The organism is Cyanobium sp. Alchichica 3B3-8F6 (assembly GCF_024346435.1).
Classification (GTDB): Bacteria; Cyanobacteriota; Cyanobacteriia; order PCC-6307; family Cyanobiaceae; genus Cyanobium_A.
In genome coordinates this window covers 19,554-39,834 of the sequence record NZ_JAGQCZ010000011.1, presented here as the reverse complement: position 1 = coordinate 39,834, position 20,281 = coordinate 19,554, and the positions used below count along the sequence as shown (strand labels likewise).

Here is a 20,281-nt window from a genome sequence, read left to right as displayed (position 1 = left end):
TGAGGTCCACCAGGCCATCCATCAGGGCAAGAGCAGCTGCAAAAGGCTGCATTCATGGTGAAAATGGAAGAAAAGATAAATCTACCGGCGCTTTGTGGCGCAATTGGGTGGGAGTCCGCCCTTCCCCTTGCCAAAACCCTTTGCCAGCGTTGCCTTTTTAAGTCCGACCGCGATGGGTGACGAAAGTTTGCATGATTGCTTTGATCGGGGTCCTGAGGCGGGAGATGACCGTAGTTTCCCCTTACGCCTTCCCCGAGAGGCAGCTAAGCCATGCAGACCTAAACAGATCTAACGATCTTCACTGGCTGTCAACTGGCTGAGCACAAGCACCCCTGGTCCCTTTCCCATGCTCGACGCCTTTTCACGCGCTGTCGTCAGCGCAGATTCGAAGACTGCCCCAATTGGAGGCGGTGAGCTCGCTGCTCTCCGTAACTATGTTACTGAGGGAAATAAGCGTCTAGACGCTGTTAACGCCATCACCAGTAATGCCTCCTGCATCGTTTCAGATGCAGTCACCGGCATGATCTGCGAAAACACTGGCCTGATCCAGGCTGGTGGCAACTGCTATCCCAACCGCCGCATGGCCGCCTGCCTACGCGACGGCGAAATTGTGCTTCGCTACGTCAGCTACGCGCTGCTGGCAGGCGATGCCTCGGTTTTGGACGACCGCTGCCTGAACGGCCTCAAGGAGACCTACATCGCTCTGGGCGTTCCCCTTCAGTCTGCCGCCCGCGCTGTGGCCATCATGAAGGCTGCTTCCACAGCTCACATCAACGAGACAAACACCAGCGGCACCAACCCTGTGGAAACCCGTTTCCGCAAGATGGAAACCACTCAGGGCGACTGCTCCGCTCTAGTGGCAGAAGCTGCTACCTACTTTGACCGTGTGATCAGCGGCCTCAGCTGATTCATCCGAAGAGATTGCTTTTTTTAAACCACTCCAACTCAATTAAACGAGGATCTTCACGATGAAGTCTGTTGTGACCACTGTTGTGACCGCCGCTGATGCCGCTGGTCGCTTCCCCTCCCAGAACGACCTGGAAGCTGTTCAGGGCAACATTCAGCGAGCTACTGCTCGTCTTGAAGCTGCTGAAAAGCTGGCTGCCGGTCTGGACAAAGTGACCAAGGAGGCTGGTGACGCTTGCTTCAGCAAGTACCCCTACCTCAAGCAAGTCGGCGAAGCTGGTGAGAACCAGGTCAAGGTGGACAAGTGCTACCGCGACATCGCTCACTATCTGCGTCTGATCAACTACTGCCTGGTTGTGGGCGGCACCGGCCCTCTCGATGAGTGGGGCGTTGCCGGAGCCCGTGAGGTGTACCGCACCCTGCGTCTGCCTACCGCTGCTTACGTGGAAGCGCTCACATTCACCCGCGATCGGGCTTGCGCCCCTCGTGACATGAGCCCCCAGGCTCTCAACGAGTTGAAGTCGTACCTTGATTACGCCATCAACGCCCTCTCCTGATCAGTTTCTGATTAATTGTTGAGGACAAACCAGGGAGGCCTTCGGGCCTCCTTTTTTGTGAGAAAATCAGCCCTCGCCTACCCCCTCTCCTCGATGGAAATGGACGCATTAGATATCTTGTTTGATGATCTTGCCCACCCTAATCCTTATATTCAAAGCCAGGCTTTTATGGCTATGGTCAGGGATTGGCCTCAGCAAGCTCTTCCTCGCCTGCTTGGTCTGTTGGCCCAACCGGATATAGCTTTACGCAGGGCTTCTGTTCGTGGTATTGGCGCCTTTGGTGCGGCAGCCTTGCTGCCCTTGGCGGATCTTCTTATGGCTAGCACGGACAGCACTATCCGCGCCAGCTGCGTGAAGGCCTATGCCCAGGTGGCTTCAAACCAGCCTGGTATCCATTTCCCCGAGACAGCGATGCGGGCTCTTGAGGAGGCACTCAGCGACGACTCACCCGTTGTGGCTGTTGCTTCGGTGATGGCCCTTGGGCAGGTTGGTGGGCAGGCGGTGCCGCTGTTGCTAAGAGTGGTGGGTGGAGATAATCCAGCCCAAGCGGTAGCTGCTGTCAATGCACTCGCCCAGATTGATGATCCTGCAATCGAACCGATTCTTAAGGATCTGCAGCATCAACCACAGGTAGATAGTTATGTGCGAGAGACCCTTGAATCAGCCCTAGCTCGAATAAGTGACCTGCAAGCGCGTCAACCTCAGCCGGGCTGACGCGGGACGATAAGCATCCTCACTTGCTCAGCTGACTGATTGCTAGTTCGAGCACTAATCTGACTCCAGGTTGTACTTCCTGTTCCACACTTGCTTGTAATGTAGGCAATGCATCCCTGGCTCCTAGCTTCATCAGCGATAGAGCAGCGTTTTTGCGAACCTGTTCTTCCGAGTCGGTGAGCAGGGGGAGCAGGCGCGGACAGGCCCATTCTGGCTCCTGCAACTTCCCCATCAGCGTTGCAGCTTCTGCCCGCACTTCGGAGTCCAGGTCACCCAGCGCGGTTAGCAGCAGCTGCCTCGCCTCGTCATCCCCCAGAGCCTGGATCTGTTCGCCGAGAGCTGCTATTGCTGCCGCTCTTATCCTGGCATCAGGAGAGCTGGCTGCTTGGCGAAGCGCTTCGGGCGCCTTGGCGCCGATAAAAGCAATCCCCCAGCTGGCCAGCCCCTGCTGCATGGCCGAAGCTTTTGGATGAACCAGCACTGAGAGGAGTGGATCGAGAGCTTGCTCGCCGACTGCAGCCATCGCTCCGACCGCTGATCCCTGCACAACGGGATCCGAATCTGAGAGCAGGGTTTCGAGTAAGACGGGCAAGGCAGCTGGATCTGCAATCAGGGTCAGAGTCTTAGCTGCAGCACGTCGAACGGTGACGTTGTCGTGAGACTGCAATGCACGGCAGAGTGTTGGCACCGCTGCAGCACCCACTGCTCCAAGGCTTTCGGCAAAGGTGAGCCGCATCAAGCCCCTGGTATCGCCGAGACCAGCCACCATGCGCTCAATTGCTGGGGTGTCGGATGAAGGAACTAACCCCTGACGAAGTTGGGAACGCAGCTCTGTAGCCAGAATGTTGGCTTCTTCGACGCTCAGTTGCTGGATCCCAGATGCGGGGGTAGCGGACAGCTCGGCAGACAAGGTTCCCTCCTATTGGACAAATTATCAGGGATAGCCGCTGCGATCCTATGGTGGGCTTAACAAGATCAGGACATGACACGCTTTTTGCTCTCCCACAACCTTCAGGTGGCTTCCGAAAGCCTGAAAGCCCTCAATTCCGCCGATCTGGCGGCGGGGCTTGTTGCGCACCTATCCACCGATTTCCATGTTCAGGCACTTAGCCACCCCCACTGGTTGGTTCAGGTGGAAGCGGATCTGCTGCCCATTGATCTGGCCAAGGCCATGCTCCAAGCCTGGCGTCAGCTGCGCTGCTCTACAGGCGCTACAGATGATGCGTGCCAGCTTTTGGCCTTGGGTGGTCGTAAGGACGATCAAGGAGCCTCTGGAGCGTTGCTGCAGAGGGGCGACTGGGGGGTCGATGTGGTGGAGACTCTAAACACTGCCGCTTTCCTTCAGTCGATCAACTGGGAATTGCTCAAACAGGGGCGTGCTCCTGATGGCGTGTTCGAGCTTCAGGGCTGAGCTGGGCTATTTGCGGCGGCGAGGGGATTGCCGTCCAGCTTTGGGTGATTCGCCTGGGTCGGCAGCCAATTGGGTCGCCACTGCGGAAGCCGAGTTGGAAGCCTCTAGCGTTCCCACCTTCGTAACAGGGATTCCGTTCTGGTGTAGTTGCTGCATGGTATGGCTCAGCATATGGCGCGGAACTAGCAGCTTCTGAGCAACTCTCTGGGGAGTTTCAGAATTGATGCTTGTAACAACCAGAAGTGCACCACATTGATGGGGTCCCATCGAGCGTCTATTTTAGATGGTTTCATATTGAACGTGACCGGGCCGGGTTGCGTCAAGACACATAATTCTTAAACTTTCAGCGCGCTTGCCCTGCCGGCCATCAGAGTTGGGATCAGGCCAATGTTGAGCTACACAGCTTCGCCCCCTTTGACTTTTGAGGACAGTATTTTGGCAAGCTCCAGCAACAGTTATGACAATATTCATCCCGGGCTCAGCCATCATGATGCGCTAGCGATTCTTGAACAATCTCTTGACTCGCTTGATTCTGCCAGCGACTACTACATGGCGGCCGCCCATCTCGTGAATTTCCCCGGCGATAAAACGGAGGAGGCATTATTGCGGCTCATTGATAATTCTTCGGGCGAACAGGCGGTTAATCTTGCGCGCCGCAAAGCGGTCGAAGTTTTGGGCAGGCTTGGGGTTCAACGGGCCATACCCAGCATTGGGCGTTGCCTAAGGAGTAACGATCACTATCTCATTGAAAATGCCGCCTGGGCCCTTCTTCAGCTCAATTGCCAGGATGTTGAACTCCATCAGGCGATGCTGCTATTACTTAATGATCCAGGCCAGAGCCGCAGGGTTCTTATCCAGGCTCTTGTTGGGTTAGAAGTGCATGGGGCCTTGCCCGTACTTCAATCGCTGCAAGATGATGCGAATCCAGGGGTTCGCGGCGCTGCTTTGTCCGGGGTTGCACAGCTCAGTGGCGATAGCAGTCGCCTTCAAGAGTTGGAAGACCACCTGACCCTGCCTAATCAAATGGACCGGCAGTCGGCGATTCAGGATTTAATTGACTGTCGAGCTACATATCTACTGCCTTCGATCCTCAAGGCGCCCGTGTCCCCTGTGTTCAGGTTGCGCGCTCTGCGGACACTCTGGCCGGGCCAAGAAAAAGCATATGCAGGCCTTGACCTGCTTACTTGTTTAGATTCGCTGATGTTGGATCAGCCAGAGGATTTGGTCTTGGCGCACTGCTACGACGCTGAACCCACCATATTATTTTTATTTGATGAGTTTTTTGGTACTGACTTTAGCCGTTGCTACCTAGCATTGTCCACATTGAAGCATAGGCCAGCAGAGGAGCTCTGGCCTGTTTTCTGGAAGCGATGGCAGGAGGATGCTTTTAATGACTACGGCGCTCATTACTTCTTCATTCAGCTTCTTGGTAGTGTGGATATCTGGCCTTGCGCTGCTACTTCTGAGATTGAGGCATTGCTGCTGGAAGCTATGAATAGCAAGCGCCCACAATTCGGCAAATCAAGACCGGCTGCTTGCTTGGCTTTGAATAAGCATTTCCCTGATATATGGTGCAAAAGTGTGCGGCAGCTCTTGTCCTCCGATTTCACGCCAAGCTGGGAGCTACGTTATGCGGCATTGATAGGTCTTGATTCAATTGATGTTGGGAATAACCATGAAATAATTCAGCTTTTACAGAATGCTTTTGCCGTGCAGGATCCTGATGTTTTAGTAGATCGTAGGCGTCAACTGCTTATTTCAGAAAACCGGGTCTGAAAGGAGCCACGCTCAGCCCAGTAGCGTTGGACTTCCAGGCCTTTGGGCCTCGGCACAGCTGCGTCAGCTCTCAGGATCTTGAATGTTCGACGGGGCCCCATGGGCCAGTTTCCAATTGCTCTTACAGACCGCACTTGCCCACCAATCATATTTAGGCAGGCTTCAAAACGCTCAAGCTGACTATGATCGATTGTTTCAAAAATAAAGTCTTGGCCTTGGCAAACCAGGTGCTGCGAGCGAATCCAGCTACGGAATTGGCGGATAGCTTCTCCGTCAGTTTGCAGTGTTTCAGTTTTATCCAACTTATTTAGGTTCTTCTCCCTTATGTTTAATTAGACGTGCCCACTCAGCTGTCACCTCATTCTCAAAGCTAGCCACGCGTTCAAAACGTAGTGGCCCATGTTCAGAGCCCCATTGCATGGTATTAGTAGCTGGATCAAAACCCTGATCTCTACTAATCCAGTTTTCATGATCAACCAACACCTCACTCACTAGATAGGTAGGCTGCCCGTCGCGTGGCACTAGGCATTTATTCCCAGGCTCTACCTTTCCGCTGAAGCAACCCGGTGTCGTCTCTTGGAAATGCATCGCACAACCGCAGCGCTGTTTAAGGCGATCAATATGAATAAGCTTAAGCAGTTTAGGCGTGAAGCCTGCTCCAGCTAAGCGAATTGGTTGGTCGAATCCAAAATTCTCAACAATCTGCACCTTCTCGGTTGAAATCAGTCGATGTACGCCTTGCCTATAAGGTCGCCAAGGATCATGCCCATAGCTTTGCTCGGAGTAAAAGCCAGGGCCCTGAAATACTTCCCAAGGCAGCGGGCGAAAATAGATATTGATATGGGCGAAATTTACGGGGTCTTGCTGTGCCTGGGAGAAATTACTGTAGTGCCCAGCTAGAATTTTAGCGAATTTCAGGGTAATACCTATCATCGTGAACTCTATTGGCTGAAGGAATCTAAACGTCTGATTTCAGATGCGAAGGATGTTTGCAGTATTCCTGAGCCGGCCGAGGTTCGCAGCACTGATGAGCGGCAGCGAACATTCTCAGATACGAACCAGATCCTTTCCTCTGCAATCGATTGACCGTATTGCGTAGTGAGTATAAAAGTATCATCTTCTAAAAAGGCATAGTTTGATACTGCTTGCTCCGCCTCTGCATATCCAGCACTTCGCAGTAAGATTCCTTTTTGATTATCAAGTGGGATTGGAACGAGGATGCATGATCCTGCTGATACTTCACTGGGCCCCTCTGGCTCCCAGTCACTTTCTGCTTTCCATTCCATTCGGAATGGCAGAAGGGGGTTGGCGTCGTGTATTTTGCACTCTCTAATTAACTGAAGAACCAACGGATCTTGGAGTCCAACTGGTTCAATCAATACTGAACTGCGAACATCCTCAAATTGCTGAAAAGCAAGAGAATGACCGCTTCTCATTGATCGCCAGCGGCCTAGGCTACGAGCTACAAAAGATTCCAGCTGCATCAACGCTGCTCAGGCCTTGTTTCTGTGAGTTGTCCGTGCAGATGGCAGACGACCTGCCTGAACCATGTGTACCCATGTATCGATCATCATGTTGATCGCAGGCCGTGTCTTTGTAGTGCTCTGATCATTCCAGGAGCACTCTGCTTTGAGATGGTGATTGTCCATTAAATCAATGGTTTGTAGCCAGGGTGCTTGTTGCTGATGCTTTTGGGAGGCGGCTCAATTGTTGCAGCACTATATACTAAATGCAGCCTTGAGCCGCTTCCAATTTCATTTAAATTAGGACTCTCGTACTGACACGATACGACCCCTACGTCGATGAATTGATTGGATCGCTGATGATAGCGAGCTGAAGGGAACTGTTGTCGTTTGCGTTACGCTTCGATTTAGGCCAACAGGATTAGCACTTGTCCAGCGAATAGCGTAGCGCTGGTTGTTGCGACCACCTGGCCCGGGTGTTTTTTGACTGCCTCCGGGGGGCGAAGTGGTCGCCAGGCTGACTAATAATTGTGATTGTTCGTCACCATCAAAAGTTGCAAAGCCCGATGTCAATGCACGTGTTCTGTTGTACGTAAGATTGGATTCACCTTTCTGGCTTTCCACTCCCCTGTCATAAGGCACTATATCAAAGCCAAAGACCTCTAGATACTCGGCTCCGTATATGTAGCTGTTGATTTCTGCTTCGTATCCTTCTGCGGCCAGGAGCTGAACATGCTTGCTCAGTTCAGCCTGATTTCGTGGGGCACGGCCTAAGAGATGCTTGAAGTTGAGTTCAACAAACCGATAGGGGCCATTTGCATCAAAAAAGAGCCGCCGATAGCTGTCGGACAGGGCTAGAGCATTGATCAGCCCCTGCACAGTGAGGTCGCCGTTGATGAACAAACTCTCTGCAGAGACTGAGAGCTCTTCGTCAAAGAGGTGTGCATTGCCAAATACCTGGCGGTAGGCGGCTTTCAGCTGGGCTTGTGCTTCTGATTGGCGTAAACCCGAATTGGGCCGGTCAAGAGTTTCGATTTCCATGGGTTTTAGGTTGGTAGGCGGTAGTTCAGAAACAGTAGTTGTCCCGAATAAATGAACCAGTGTTTTCTAGGTGATTTCGGTCACAGAAATGATCCGACCACCGCGTCTATGGATGTAGCCTAGTTGGCTGGTAATCTCATTGCCGCTTACTACGTAACTGGCGTTCGGGTTGCGTTGGCGGCCGCCTGCTGGCTGGGCATTGACGACAATACGGAAACGCTTGGATGTGGGATCAGCTGATCCAGAGGCTGCACTAAGCCTGTTAATCCTTACGGTTGTATTTGTCCAGTTTGTAGGGGTAGATCTTGTTGCTACTGAATTCAGTAGGCTTGAGGCACATTGAATGGTGTCACTGGCTGCATAGCCTTGCACTAGTGCTATGTGCCGATTAAAGGAAACTTGTTCGCGTCCATTTTCTGTGGCTACACGCAGATAGGGAACAGTATTTTCGCCGAAGGTGTTCTGATACTCTTCGCTATCAACGTAGCTGTTGATTTCTGCTTCATAGCCGTCAATGGCTAGCCTTTGTAGATGATCACTCATCTCGGCCTGAGATGCTGGTGCTCGGCCTAGAATGTGTTTGAAATTCAGCTCAACAAAACGGTAGGGAGCATTTGTTTCGAAGAAGCGCCGGCGATAATCTGAAGAAAGTCCAATAGCTCTTATAAATTCGCGAGTGCTGAGCCTTCCCTCAGCAAACTGGCTTTCTGCTGTTAAGTTGCGTTCGCTGTCCATCACATGGGGATTGCCCAGCACTTGGCGGTATACCGAGCGGATCAGCGCAGTAATCTGATCTGCTGAATCACCGTTGCAGCGCTCGAATACTTCCTGCTGGCGCTGGCCAAGTCCAAAGCCAACGTATAGATCACCACGCATTGGTGTCGAGTCGCCTCCATCGGCACTGTTCCGCTTGACAGGCACTAACATACCGCCCGAACCAGCCGCTGTTCCTCCCGTTTGACTAAGGGAAGCAGATCGGTAAACCTGTGCAGGCACTCTTATTGAGAGCCTGTAGCCGCTAACTAGATTGCCTAGCAGTTGACTTTTGGTTCCTACGGCTGTGTCGCTGCCAGCGAAATTCTGCTCAAGTGCTGCAATCCTGTTGAACGCTGCTTGAGGCTGGCCTACTGGTGAATTCCAGCTTGTTTGGTATGGAACTGATTCCTCGCCAAAGGACTTTAGATACTCATCGGAATCAAGATAGCTATTGATTTCTTCTGTGAAGCCACTTGTGGCAATTAAAGCCACATGGCTAGCAACCTCTTCTTGATTTTGGGGGGGGCGGCCCAGCAAATGCTTGAAGTTAAGCTCAACTGCTCGATGCGGAGACATGGCATCAAAGAAGCGTGAGCGATAAAAATCGGATTGGGCCAATCTACGTACGAATTCCCGTACGTTTATGTCCCCATTGCGTAATTTTGATTCGGCACTCAGCAGGCGCTCGCTTTCCATCGGCTGAACATTGCCGAATACCTGCCGGTACGCAGCTCTTACTGCTATGTGAAAAGCAGCATTGTCGTTTGCAGTAAATGCAGACGGTGTATTTAATAGCTGCTGGTTGCGAAATTGATCTTCGCTTGTGGCAGTTTCTACGGCATCAGTCCTTTGTCGAGAAAACCTTGCTGGTGCTTCAAGCAGCTGAGTGGCTCCGAAGTCAAGTGAATTGCTTTGATTTGCTGTCACGGGCGGGTGGGGGAGAAGTGGGGGTGGCAGGTAAAAGACTTGCTTTGCTTTTTAGAATATAATTGCTTGGATGTCTTTCGGCATCCAACTAATTTTGACTGCTGAATCGGAAGCTCTATTGTCAAACAGAGCTAGTTGGAGCAATGGATCAGTCTAATGGTGTGATGCTTGCGATCTTGCCCCCCTCGCGGTGGATAAGTTGATATTGCTCTGAAAGCTTATTGAAGGGAACGAAGAATACCCTGTTTGCTTTCCTATAGCGTGATGTGGGTCGCACGTTATTGGCCCGATAGCCGGTGACTTCTACCCGATAGACTTTGCTTGTTTCGCCTGCGAGTACACCAATCCGTGTAACGGGATCTGTCAGGTTGGCAGCTGGGCGGTAGCTCCAGCCTTGGGTATCTTGTGATGAGGGAGCCACCACAGGAAGGGGGCGGTTCTGATAGGCAGCACCGCCAAGACGGCTCCTGATTCCAGCCAAGTTGCCTTTTAGGCTGCTGCTGCTGTTGCCACGTAGCAACTGGAATGACCAGGTGAACTCTTGAAGCGTTGCACAGGATTCTGTTTTCCACCCACGTTGATATGGCACTGTCCACTCACCAAAGTTGTTCTGATATTCGTCAGAATCTAAGAAGCTGTCGATGTCTGCTTCGTAACCACTTGTATCTAGTCTTTCGGCATGCCCCCGCATTTCTTCAAAATCTGCTGGAGCACGTCCGAGTAGGTGGCGAAAAGCTAGTTCGATATAGCGGTAGCGTGCGCACGAGTCAAAAAAACGGGTACGGTATAAATCGCTTTTTGCGATCCGTCTTACCATTTCCCTAACACTGATTTCACCAAGCTTTAACTGCGATTCTGCAACAATTTGTCGTTCGCTCTCCATCACGTAGGCATTTCCAAGAACCTGTCTGTAGACAGCCCGGATTACTGACTCCTTCGCTTGGTCGTCGTCTCTTGGCACTAGCTCACGTGGTGCTTCGCACTCTTGGGAGAAGCTCTCCACACCCAGGATCGAGGCTGGACCAAACGGCATGATTTTCATGGCGACACCTGGCCATTATCTCTGATCCCTCACAACCCTCTACTTCGACTTCACGAATCTCAAGATGTTGCTTTAACCGCTTCGCTTTGTCTGCCACTGCGAGTACCCTATGCGGGTTTTGTTGTCGATTCCAGCAGCGACTCCAGTGTCGTCCGAGTCGCTTGCCTAGTGAGTGGGTTCCAGCAATCCAGTTCGATATGAGAGCGAGTTAGGAGGTTGGCTAGCTGCATCTTGTCCAAACCCGTGGCTTGACTGAAGTCAGCGCCCTTGATACTTTCAGCCTCATCTAGGATTGCATCTGCCAAATTAGCGGCTCTAAAGTCTGCCTGTTGCAACTGACTACCGTTAAAGCGTGCGCCTATGCAACGACTACCTTGCATTTTTGCAAATCTTAAGTCTGCTCCTACAAAGCGTGCTCCGTCTAATACTGCACCACTGAGGTCACATCCGCTTAGGTACGCACCCATGAAGTTGGTGCTACGTAGGTCCATACCCCTGAGATCTGCACCATTCAAAAAAGCCCCATTAAGAGCTGCACCAGGGCCTACCGCTCCTGACTTTTCAAGATCAAAGCCAGCGGGTACACGAGTCTTTTTGTCATATCGAGCAAGTGTTAAATTGCATCCTTCTAGTAGGCAGGCGCTGAGGTCTGTTCCCCTTATATCCATTCGACAAAGGTTTGCCTGACGCAGGTCAAGTGGTTGTAGAACACGTTTGTTCCAGCTTGCACCGCGCGCGTCTACGTGTTGATGCTGCGTCGCAGTTGGTTCGCATTTCTCAGGAGCACTCCATTGGCTTGGATCTTCCGGTAACAAAAATGCTTGATGCTTTTGGTACATTTTCAGGCAGGATTTGATTTTCTAGTAATTAGACACATTTACGTTCCGTGCTAGCGCTAGCTTTGCTCGGTTGGTAGCAGAGCGTTGGTCAGGTTATCAAAAGCTTTGTTGAGACAGGTTGCCTCATGAGCATGCCCTGAAGTTTCTAGGACTCGTGTGGTTAGTGCACGCATCCGAGCTAGGACATACATCATCGCAGTGATAGGTACTTCCATTTTCTTGTATAAATGACGCAATGCAATCATGCCCTCTATGTCTGCTATATCTGTGCAATCGCATGCAACCCCATAAATTATCACCCGCAAAAACTGTTGGCAATCGTGCCAGCAGGCTTCTGCTCGTGGCTCCGGGAATAGCCCTCCGCCAGGCATTGTGAGCTGTGGTTGTTGGGTTAGTAAATCTCGCCTTGCTTCATCAATTACCTGGTTTGACCCCGCTATTAGTAGCCCAATGGCATCCTCTGAAGTATTGCAATAGTTACATATTGCTTTTGATTCCTCTGCGCTGAGGAACCGTTTTGAAGTATCGGCTTTAGCTATCAACACCCTTGCCGCTTCGGGGATGCTGTTGCGATTGCTTATGCCGCATACTTTTGCATCCTTGGCAAGTTGGCTGATCTCCATTTTCTGTTGAGCTTCTCTAGTCAGTTTCACCATTCTACAGGAGTAGCGGTTAGCCAGCCATGTCGTTCCAAATGGAATGCCCAGACTGCTGTCTCGCCAAGTTCTGGACAGTGTTCAGATGCCAGATCCACTAGCTCTTCTGACACACCGAGGTTTTTAAGTAGATCCCTTGCTCCGGACGTTCCTTCAGCCACGGCTGAACGGATTGCTGCTCCGACAACCCAGGTCAGATTAGTGTCTGACAGTTTTCCGCTGTTCCTTTCGCAGGCAAGTAAAAGATTTTGGTTGCCAGGATGTTTCTTGTGATAGGCCTTCCAAATCCCAATGTCGTCAATTCTTAGGTCTATGCGCAAGCGAGCCTCGTCGGTACCGTACTGAATCTCCTGTTCTCCTCCAGCTTGGTTTATTAAGTCTTTAATGCTAAAAGTTTCATTGGGTGACATGGTGTTTTTGTTTTGGCAGTAGGATGGTTTTACCGGGCTGTCTAGAGTCTTTCCCGAATCTTTGCGCGCGCTTAATGCAACACGCCTATTGCCTTAATGCTGATTCTGTGTGCAACTCTTTATTTCTTTTGTTTTTTAAATAAAAATAGCCCCCCCCTGCTTAGGGGAGGCTATTAATCACTTTTAACAGGAAGCCTGATCAAACAAGCGCGTTGATTGCGTAATCGAGGTAATTGTTTGCTTCTGTTGCTGCTTCGCCTGTAAGGCCATGGTTGGCTTTGATGTAGCTAAGAGCTTCAACATACCAGGAGGGGGAGAGCTCAAAAGCGCGATTGATTTCATCAATACCGGCAATCAGGTACTCATCCATGGGTCCGGTGCCACCAGCCACGAGGCAGTAGGTGACCATGCGGAGGTAGTAGCCGATGTCGCGGGAGCACTTAGCCTTACCACGGGCATCAGCGGCATAATTTGCACCCTGCATCTGGGTGGTGTAGGGGAACTTGTTGTAAACGGCCTGGGCAGCGCCGTTGACCAGGTTGTCTGCGTTAGCTGTTAGGCCCTTAGCAGCTGCGAGAGCATTTTTGGCGCGGTCAAAGCGACCAAAAGCTGAGTTGAGCTCAGTGTTTGAGAGGAACCGTCCCTGGGAATCAGCGGTTGCGACGGCTTCGGTAAGGGGAGTCTTCATTGGAAAGGGGAAATAAGTTGGTTTGGCTTTTTAGTGAGCTGATCAGCCGACGGCTGCTGCAGCGCGGTCGAAGTAGGTCCCGATTTCGCTGATTAGAGCTGAGCAATCTCCCTGGGTGATGCCGTTACGGTCGTTGGCAATTGCAATGGCGGCGTCTTTCATCTTGCGAACACCTTCAGCAACCGAAGCGCCAGGAACGCCGAGGGCCAGGTAGGTCTCCCGCAGGCCGTTGAGGCAGCGGTCTTCCAGCACGGATGCATCGCCGTTGAAAATGGCGTAGGTGATGTAACGGAGGATGATGTCCATATCGCGTAGGCACGCAGCCATGCGGCGGCTGGTGTAGGCGTTCCCCCCAGGAGCTGTTAGCGCCGGCTGAGCTTCAAAAAGATCGCGGGCCGCATTGGTGACGATCTTGGATGCATTGGAGGTGATGCGGTTCACAGCATCCATCCGCTTGTTGCTCTCGGAAACCATCGCTGCAAGCGCGTCGATTTGACCGGCGTTGATGAATTCGCCACGGGCATCAGCCTGGGCTACAACCTTGGTGAAGGCGTCGAACATTGGGAGGCTCCTAGTCGCGACGAATAGTCGGAAGGGTGGATAGGGGTTCCAGGCTGGTCAGGGCCAAGGCGAGCGCAGTGCCTCTTGTGGGCAGAGAGCAGCAGCCTGGCTGTTTCAACTTGGTGCACCCATTCTCATCAAGATGCCTGCCTGCCTACTGCTCCCTTAACAAACGGTCACTGCCCCAAGGCCTGGAGGGCTCTTCTCGTTGCAGGTGGCCATGGCAGGTGCCTCATTTTTAGCTCGACAATGCTGTTGGTGGTGTGGTTCTCAAAAAGCTTGGCTATCCACAGCTTGCGATCGAGCAATGACCCGAGCTTTTGAGGCATTCCCTGGCCAATGCGAATTGGCTTGCAAGCACCGCTTTGCATGCGCATTGGTTTGGTCGCTTTGCATCTGTCATGGGGGGGCGCCCCTTTGTCTTGTTTGACTGGTTCACAAGGCTTTGTGAATCGTTGCAAATACTGCGCGGCAGGCTCTGGTCCGTCTGGACCTAGCGCTCACGGGCTGCGCCGATACCATCCGCCCATCCCATCGGCACTGGTTATGTCTGTTGATCTAAAGGTTGCAGACTTCACCCAGCGGCTGGCCAACCAGCTGCAGACCCTTTCTGAGGTGGCTGAAACCCTCACCTTCCGGCTGCTCGAGCTGGAGGAGCGACTGGTGGCGCAGGAGTTGAAGGTGGAGCCGTTGCTGGATGGCTCCGCTTCCGGTTTCGGGGTGGTGGCCGAAGACACGGAGCTGCGGCTCGGTGAAACGGAGGATCGCCTGGCTCAGTTGGAGGGCCTGCTTAGCGGGCTGGAGAGCACGGGGGCGGCCCGCCACCTGCGCTCCATTGCTCCTGCAGTAGTCCCCGCCGTTGCGCCCATGGAAGAGGAGGCCGTGATGGAGGAGCCCCCCAGCGAGGATCCATTTCTCGATGACGCGGAGCAGGCCTTTGCCGATGAGCCCCTGTTTGCCGAGGAACAGCCGTTCCTCGATGAGCTGAGTGCCTGAGGGGTTGATGCCTTCGCTGGTTCAGCGGCTGAAGGCTTCCCTCCAGCTGTCGGGGATCTCGGTGCTGTAGTCGTCGGTGCGGGTGAATTCAAAGGGCCCTGGTAGCGAGCCCCAGAGGTGCTCGTGGGTCACTGGGTCGTGGCCGCGGTCGATGGTGCGCATGTTATCGCGATGCAGCTCGAGGCGGCTCACCAGGTAGGAGGTGGTCCCTTTGCGGTCCACCAGGCAACGGCAGCCAGGCTCCACCTCACCCACAAAGCCATCACCCTCTTCCCGCACCACGTAGGCACATCCCTCGAGGGGCCGTAGATCCTCCGCTTGGATCAGGCTGCGGCGTTCGGCATCCTCCACTGCACCCCAGAAGCGTTGGTCGTCCACCAGGGACTGGTTGCGGATGATCAGCTGATCCCCCTGACGCTCGGCCCGCAGCACCCGAGTGCGGTAGGGCGCCGCAGGGTTGATCGCGTAGCTCTGCTCGAGCAGCAAGGAACCCGGCTCCAGTTGGGGAAGCGGACGAAACTTGACCAGGATGTGGGCGTAGAGGGGCGGGTTCTCGAAAGCCTGCTCCTGGTTGCTGAAGCCACCGCTCAGCATCCGCACCAACCGCTCCAGTGAGCTCTCCATCACGCCAGACCGTGCCTCCGCGCCTGAAGCTACTGGCTCAGCCCCGTCAGCCCCAAGAGCCTTAGCCGGAAACCCGCCACCTGGCGGGCCAGGGTGGGGTCGTTCTGCAGGAAGGGGTGCTCGGCCAGGCGTTCCAGCATCAGCTCAACTTTGGCTGCGGGGTCGAGGCCATGGTGGGGGTCGCGTTGCTCGTGCTGCTTCCAGGCTTCATCGAAGGCCTGGGCAAAGCTGTCGGCGTTGTTGAACAGCCGATTGGAGTCTGCTGGTGGCTCGCGCATGGTGTTAGGAAAACGCGCCTGGGCCGCAGCCAGTCGAACAATGCCAGGACCCAGATTTGAACTGGGGACACGGCGATTTTCAATCGCCTGCTCTACCAACTGAGCTATCCCGGCCTGTCGCCGTAGCGACTTTTGGATCTTAGATCACGGCGCTGCCAGGGGGTGCGGGCCAGGCAGGCCATGCCGGCCACGCACCACCCCTGCTCACGCAGGGCCGATGCGGCGGCGCAGGCGGTGGCGCCTGTGGTGAGGATGTCGTCGATCAGCAGCACCGGTGGGCGGGGCCGGCGCCGCAAGGTTTCGGGGGCGACGCAGCGGAAGGCACCGGCCTGGTTGGCCCAGCGCAGCTCGCGGCCCAGGTGGTGCTGGCCCAGCACCGCCCGACTGCGTTCGAGCAGGGGCGACTGCTGCCAACCCAGCCGCCAGCTCAGGGCCCGGCCCAGCAGACCCGGCAGGGGGTTCGCCCGTTGTTTCCAGCTGGGGATCGGCACCAGCAGTGGCGGCTGCTCCCAGGCTTCGGCAGCAAGGGCGTCGGCCAGGTGCTCCACCAACACCCCCACCAGGGGTGGCTGTGGATGTTTGCGTAGCTCCAGCAGTTGCCGGCGCACAGCGCCTTCATACAGGCCCGCCGCCCACCAGCGCAGGGGCCCGGCGCCCTGGAATCCGCCCGGTGGCAATGCCGCGGCGAGATCGGCGTGCAGCTTGGGAGGTTGGGCGATCCAGTGCAGGGGCAACAGCCGGAGCAACCCTGCGGCCAGGGGGGAGGGGCCGGTGGGCCAGGCAGCCATGGCGGGTGGACGCGGCACTGGCTGCAGGATTCCCACGCCCTAGCGGGGCATGGCCCGCAGCATGGCCACCAGGGTGCGGTGCGCGTCGTCGCTGTCGCTGAGGGTGTGCTCGAAGCGCACCTCCACCATCTGGCCATCCACCTCCAGCTGCATCGCCTCCGGCCCCACGGCAACCATGCGTGCCGCCGTGGCGGCCTCGATGCCGGCGTAATGGCGGGCGTAGGCGACCACCGCTTCGGCGTGGTCGTCGTTCATGTGTTTGCAGATCCGATCGCTCACGGCGGGGGTGAGGGGGTCGGCGGCCATGGCGCTGCGCAGCGGGGGTGTGGCCGGATTCTGGCGTCAGCCGGCTCCGAAGCGCTGCCAGAGCAGGATGCCCAGGCGAATGGCACTGAAGCTCACATACCCCGCCAGCACCACGAACACCCCCATCGAGATCACCGAGCGCAGGCGGTCGTTCATGGCGGGGGAAGAATGGTTGCTGCCAGTCTGGCCATGCCGAGGGCCGCGGACAGCCCAGGGCGGTTCAGCACCGGAACCCCCAGGCTCTGCTGCCGCAGCTGGCGCCACTGGGGGTTTCGGGCACCACCCCCCAGGGTGATCACTCGCTCCAGGGGCGGTGCGCCGGCTGCGCGCAAGCGCTGCCAGCCAGCCTGCTCGATGGCGGTGAGCCCCTCCAGCAGGGCCTGGAGGTAGCGCCCATCGCTGATCGGGCGGGGCTCGAGCACCGGCTGCAGGTTGGGATCGTCCACCGGAAAGCGCTCCCCGCGGGCCGGCAAAGGGCGCAGCTGCAGCCCCGTAGGCTGGCTGGGATCGATCTGACGGCTGAGTTCGGCGATTTGCCCGTCGCTGAAAAAGCGCCGCAGGATGCCCGCTCCAGCATTGGAGGCACCGCCCACCAGCCAGCGTCCGGCGACGCGGTGGCAGCTGATCCCCTCCCCCTCAATCGGCTTGGGGCTGAACTGCTTGAGCACCAGGGTGGTGCCGAGCACGGTGATGCCATCGCCACTGCGGGGCTCCACCGCAAGTACGCCGGCATTGGCGTCGGTGCTGCCGGCCACCACTTGGGCGCTGGGCGGCAGGCCCAGGGCGGCGGCGGCAGCCGGGGCCAACGGGCCCAGGCAGGCGCCGCTGGCGCAGATCTCCGGCAGAGCGGATGCCCACGGCTGCTCGGCGATCGCCCCACTCCAGCGCTGTCGCTGCAGATCCCAGCCCAGTCGCAGGTTGTTGCCTTCCTCACCCCGGCGCCAGTTGCCCAGCAGCCAGCCCATCAGCCAGTCGGCCTGGTGACGCAGCAGCCAGGGCCCCGCTGCGCCGCTGTGCTCAGCCTCGGCCAGCAGGTGCAGGGCCCGGGCCAGGCTGCCGCTGGCACTGGCGGCCGGGCCTCCAGCGGCAAGGGCCGCAGCGGCTGGGGCTTGCCCGGCGCAGCAGCGGTGATAGGGCAGGGCTAGGCCCAGGGCCCCTGGGGCCGGCTGGCCATCGGGGCGGCACAGCAGCAGGGTGCCGGAGGTCCCGGCGATGGCGATAGCCTCCACCCGGCTGCGCAGGGCGGATGGCAGCCGGGCGCAGAGCAGCACCAGGCCGTTCACCCAGCTCCAGGGGTCTTCGAGGCGGGTGGGGTAGGGGCTGGTCTCTTCCCGCAACGCTGCGCCGCCAGGTTCGACCAGGGCGATCCGCAGCCCGCTGCTGCCAAGATCCACCCCCAGCGCCAGCGTCGTCATCGCTGGCTGGTCAACGGTGTCAGGCCGCGACCTGGGCGGCGGTTGCCTGCTTCAGGGTGGCGGCGATCGCCTCCACGTTTTCCCAGGGCAGATTGAGGTCGCTGCGGCCGAAGTGGCCGTAAGCGGCTACATCTTGGTAGAAGCGGCCGCCACGCTGCTGGGGCAGCTGGCGCAGACCGAAGGTTTCGATGATGGCGCCGGGGCGCAGGTCGAAATGCTCCTGCACCAGGGCGGTGAGGTCGGCGTTGCTGATCGCGCCGGTGCCGAAGCTCTCCACCAGGATGCTCACGGGCTTGGCCACGCCGATGGCGTAGCTCAGCTGCACTTCCACCTTGCGGGCCAGGCCCGCGGCCACCAGGGCTTTGGCCACATAGCGGGCGGCATAGGCGGCGGAGCGATCCACCTTGGTGGGGTCCTTGCCGGAGAAGGCCCCGCCGCCGTGGCGTGCGTAGCCGCCGTAGGTGTCGACGATGATTTTGCGGCCGGTGAGGCCAGCATCGCCCTGGGGGCCGCCCACCACGAATTTGCCGGTGGGGTTCACCAGGAAACGGGTGTCAGCCTGGCTGGGTTTGAGGCTCAGATCGGCGGTGGCGGGCTCCACCACGTGCTGCCAGAGGTCGGCGGCGATGCGCTCCCGCATGGCCTTCTCCTCCGAGATGCCATCGATCTCGGCGGTGTGCTGGGTGGAGATCAGGATCGTGTCGATCGCCACGGGCTGATCGTTTTCGTACACCACGCTCACCTGAGTTTTGCCGTCAGGCAGCAGGTAGCCGAGCGTGCCGTTGTGGCGCACTTCCGCCAGGCGCCTCGCCAGCCTGTGGGCCAGGCTGATCGGCAGGGGCATCAGCTCCGGCGTCTCGTTGCAGGCGTAGCCAAACATGATCCCCTGGTCGCCTGCCCCCACCAGATCCAGTGGGTCACCGTCGTGGTCGTCGGCCTCGTTCACCCCCTGGGCGATGTCGGGCGATTGTTGATCCAGGGCCACCAGCACGGCGCAGCTGTGGGCATCGAAGCCACCGGCGCGGGCTCCGCTGTAGCCGATCTGGTTGATCACGCCCCGCACCAGGGTGTTGAAGTCGACCCGGGCGTTGGTGGTGACTTCGCCGGTGATCAGGCAGAGGCCCGTGTTCACCACGGTCTCGCAGGCCACCCGCGAGGCCGGATCTTGGGCGAGCAGGGCGTCGAGTACCGCATCGCTCACCTGGTCGCAGATTTTGTCGGGGTGCCCTTCGGTGACGGATTCGGAGGTGAAAACGTAGCGGCTCATCCGGCCTTGATCAACGTGAGGCCAGCCTATGCGCTGGTTGTCTGCACCTTCAGCTCATTCCAATGGCTTAGGCAAGCAAAGCTGGGATCGAGCGGTGGGGCCACGGTCCAGCCCGCCCCATAGCCGAGCACGACCGGCACCCCCGCTTGCCGGGCCATGCGCAGGTCACTGTTGGCATCGCCGATCAGGGCGCATCGTTCCACCGCCACGCCGAGGGCCGCGCAGAGGGCTTGCACCGCGGCCGGGTCGGGCTTGCGGGGGCTGTGGTCGGCGCTCCAGAACCCCTGAAAAAGGGCGCTGAGCTGCTGACTGGCCAGGAACGCCTCGATGCCGGGGCTGTCGTCGTTGCTGATCACCGCGCAGGCCACTGCGGCATCGGCCAGGGCCTCCACCAGGGTGTGCAGCCCGTCGGTGGCGATCGGCCGATGCTGGCTGCCCTGCCCATGCAGACCATCGGTGGCGGCGAAGATGGCCTCGCTGAGCTCGAGTGCCTCGGGCCAGCCCAGCCCGACCAGGGCCAGGGCCGTGGCGGTGGAGATCAGGTTGTGGGCCCGGGAGCCGACGGCCGTGGCGCCAGCGGGGTGGATGGACTGCTCGCTCAGCCCATAGGCGCGCTGCAGCAGGTCAGTCAGCGCGTCGGTCTGGGTAGTCGGCAGTTCCGGATGGCGTTGCTGCAGCAACCTGCGGGCATGAAAAACCCTGGCCGAAGCCAGGGCATGGAGCATGGGCTCACTGATCGAGAGGGTGCCGTCCTTGTCGAACAGCACCGCGTCGATCTGGTGGGGATGGCCGGTGGCATCAGCCAGGATCTGGCCCCGCAGGAGCAGTTGTGCCATCGGAGAATCGAGGGGGGTCGAGCC

24 protein-coding genes and 1 tRNA gene are annotated in these 20,281 nt (G+C 57.0%); 6 read left to right on the top strand and 19 right to left on the bottom strand.

Going from position 1 to position 20,281, the window contains the following annotated elements; all coding sequences use genetic code 11:
• The first annotated feature begins 346 nt into the window (after positions 1-346).
• The 3 genes from cpeB (at position 347) to KBY65_RS10065 (ending at position 2,177) form a co-directional block, all read left to right on the top strand.
• The gene (gene cpeB, locus KBY65_RS10075) at positions 347-907 is read left to right on the top strand and encodes a class 1 C-phycoerythrin subunit beta (RefSeq protein ID WP_255001502.1); all 561 of its coding nucleotides are present in this window, start codon (positions 347-349) and stop codon (positions 905-907) included.
• 61 nt (positions 908-968) lie between these two features.
• A complete protein-coding gene (gene cpeA, locus KBY65_RS10070) occupies positions 969-1,463 on the top strand; it encodes a class 1 C-phycoerythrin subunit alpha (protein WP_255001501.1) in 495 nt (164 codons plus the stop codon).
• 93 nt (positions 1,464-1,556) lie between these two features.
• Positions 1,557-2,177, top strand: coding sequence for a HEAT repeat domain-containing protein (locus KBY65_RS10065; protein ID WP_255001500.1), 621 nt, complete (start codon positions 1,557-1,559; stop codon positions 2,175-2,177).
• A gap of 19 nt (positions 2,178-2,196) precedes the next feature.
• Here KBY65_RS10065 and KBY65_RS10060 read toward each other — a convergent pair whose 3' ends face one another.
• A complete protein-coding gene (locus KBY65_RS10060; RefSeq protein ID WP_255001499.1) occupies positions 2,197-3,087 on the bottom strand; it encodes a HEAT repeat domain-containing protein in 891 nt (296 codons plus the stop codon).
• A gap of 72 nt (positions 3,088-3,159) precedes the next feature.
• Between KBY65_RS10060 and KBY65_RS10055 the strand changes: the two genes are divergently transcribed.
• Together KBY65_RS10055 and KBY65_RS10050 are read left to right on the top strand one after the other, a co-directional pair.
• Positions 3,160-3,588 (top strand): DUF2656 family protein, encoded by a 429-nt coding sequence (locus KBY65_RS10055; RefSeq protein ID WP_094559995.1) that lies wholly within the window; start codon positions 3,160-3,162, stop codon positions 3,586-3,588.
• A 435-nt stretch (positions 3,589-4,023) separates the two neighbouring features.
• Positions 4,024-5,364, top strand: a complete 1,341-nt coding sequence (locus KBY65_RS10050) for a HEAT repeat domain-containing protein (RefSeq protein ID WP_255001498.1) — start codon at positions 4,024-4,026, stop codon at positions 5,362-5,364.
• Positions 5,365-5,667: 303 nt separating this feature from the next.
• Here the strand turns inward: KBY65_RS10050 and KBY65_RS10040 are convergent, their stop codons facing one another.
• The 10 genes from KBY65_RS10040 to KBY65_RS09995 form a co-directional block, all read right to left on the bottom strand.
• A complete protein-coding gene (locus KBY65_RS10040; RefSeq protein ID WP_255001496.1) occupies positions 5,668-6,297 on the bottom strand; it encodes a chromophore lyase CpcT/CpeT in 630 nt (209 codons plus the stop codon).
• A gap of 8 nt (positions 6,298-6,305) precedes the next feature.
• On the bottom strand, positions 6,306-6,848 hold the full coding sequence (locus KBY65_RS10035) for a phycobiliprotein lyase (RefSeq protein WP_255001495.1): 543 nt from the start codon (positions 6,846-6,848) through the stop codon (positions 6,306-6,308).
• Positions 6,849-7,127: 279 nt separating this feature from the next.
• A complete protein-coding gene (locus KBY65_RS10030; protein WP_255001494.1) occupies positions 7,128-7,868 on the bottom strand; it encodes a phycobilisome rod-core linker polypeptide in 741 nt (246 codons plus the stop codon).
• A 66-nt stretch (positions 7,869-7,934) separates the two neighbouring features.
• Positions 7,935-9,551: a phycobilisome rod-core linker polypeptide gene (locus KBY65_RS10025; protein WP_255001493.1), complete on the bottom strand. Its 1,617-nt coding sequence runs from the start codon at positions 9,549-9,551 to the stop codon at positions 7,935-7,937.
• A 148-nt stretch (positions 9,552-9,699) separates the two neighbouring features.
• Positions 9,700-10,584, bottom strand: coding sequence for a phycobilisome linker polypeptide (locus tag KBY65_RS10020; RefSeq protein WP_255001536.1), 885 nt, complete (start codon positions 10,582-10,584; stop codon positions 9,700-9,702).
• Between the two features lie 116 nt (positions 10,585-10,700).
• The gene (locus KBY65_RS10015) at positions 10,701-11,432 is read right to left on the bottom strand and encodes a pentapeptide repeat-containing protein (RefSeq protein WP_254987888.1); all 732 of its coding nucleotides are present in this window, start codon (positions 11,430-11,432) and stop codon (positions 10,701-10,703) included.
• A gap of 56 nt (positions 11,433-11,488) precedes the next feature.
• The gene (locus KBY65_RS10010) at positions 11,489-12,088 is read right to left on the bottom strand and encodes a phycobilisome polypeptide (protein ID WP_255001492.1); all 600 of its coding nucleotides are present in this window, start codon (positions 12,086-12,088) and stop codon (positions 11,489-11,491) included.
• Entirely contained in the window at positions 12,082-12,498 is a 417-nt protein-coding gene (locus tag KBY65_RS10005) for a hypothetical protein (protein WP_255001491.1), read from the bottom strand. Before KBY65_RS10005 ends, KBY65_RS10010 begins: the two co-directional genes overlap by 7 nt.
• 199 nt (positions 12,499-12,697) lie before the next feature.
• Positions 12,698-13,186: a phycocyanin subunit alpha gene (gene cpcA, locus KBY65_RS10000; protein WP_094559989.1), complete on the bottom strand. Its 489-nt coding sequence runs from the start codon at positions 13,184-13,186 to the stop codon at positions 12,698-12,700.
• 42 nt (positions 13,187-13,228) lie between these two features.
• Entirely contained in the window at positions 13,229-13,747 is a 519-nt protein-coding gene (locus KBY65_RS09995; protein WP_094559988.1) for a phycocyanin subunit beta, read from the bottom strand.
• 546 nt (positions 13,748-14,293) lie between these two features.
• On the opposite strand from KBY65_RS09995, the gene KBY65_RS09990 reads away from it, so the two are divergent.
• Positions 14,294-14,743: a hypothetical protein gene (locus KBY65_RS09990; protein ID WP_094561573.1), complete on the top strand. Its 450-nt coding sequence runs from the start codon at positions 14,294-14,296 to the stop codon at positions 14,741-14,743.
• Positions 14,744-14,764: 21 nt separating this feature from the next.
• Here the strand turns inward: KBY65_RS09990 and KBY65_RS09985 are convergent, their stop codons facing one another.
• From KBY65_RS09985 to KBY65_RS09950, 8 genes are all read right to left on the bottom strand, one after another.
• The gene (locus KBY65_RS09985) at positions 14,765-15,367 is read right to left on the bottom strand and encodes a chromophore lyase CpcT/CpeT (protein ID WP_094561574.1); all 603 of its coding nucleotides are present in this window, start codon (positions 15,365-15,367) and stop codon (positions 14,765-14,767) included.
• 29 nt (positions 15,368-15,396) lie between these two features.
• Positions 15,397-15,645: a hypothetical protein gene (locus KBY65_RS09980; protein ID WP_094561575.1), complete on the bottom strand. Its 249-nt coding sequence runs from the start codon at positions 15,643-15,645 to the stop codon at positions 15,397-15,399.
• A 41-nt stretch (positions 15,646-15,686) separates the two neighbouring features.
• Positions 15,687-15,759: transfer RNA gene (locus KBY65_RS09975), tRNA-Phe, on the bottom strand.
• Positions 15,750-16,433: a ComF family protein gene (locus tag KBY65_RS09970; RefSeq protein ID WP_255001488.1), complete on the bottom strand. Its 684-nt coding sequence runs from the start codon at positions 16,431-16,433 to the stop codon at positions 15,750-15,752. Before KBY65_RS09970 ends, KBY65_RS09975 begins: the two co-directional genes overlap by 10 nt.
• A 39-nt stretch (positions 16,434-16,472) precedes the next feature.
• Entirely contained in the window at positions 16,473-16,739 is a 267-nt protein-coding gene (locus KBY65_RS09965; protein ID WP_094561577.1) for a DUF2470 domain-containing protein, read from the bottom strand.
• A gap of 152 nt (positions 16,740-16,891) precedes the next feature.
• Positions 16,892-18,154 (bottom strand): FGGY-family carbohydrate kinase, encoded by a 1,263-nt coding sequence (locus KBY65_RS09960; RefSeq protein ID WP_255001486.1) that lies wholly within the window; start codon positions 18,152-18,154, stop codon positions 16,892-16,894.
• A gap of 19 nt (positions 18,155-18,173) precedes the next feature.
• The gene (gene metK / locus KBY65_RS09955; protein ID WP_094561579.1) at positions 18,174-19,421 is read right to left on the bottom strand and encodes a methionine adenosyltransferase; all 1,248 of its coding nucleotides are present in this window, start codon (positions 19,419-19,421) and stop codon (positions 18,174-18,176) included.
• A 26-nt stretch (positions 19,422-19,447) separates the two neighbouring features.
• Positions 19,448-20,257, bottom strand: coding sequence for an HAD family hydrolase (locus KBY65_RS09950; RefSeq protein ID WP_255001485.1), 810 nt, complete (start codon positions 20,255-20,257; stop codon positions 19,448-19,450).
• Positions 20,258-20,281 lie beyond the last annotated feature (24 nt).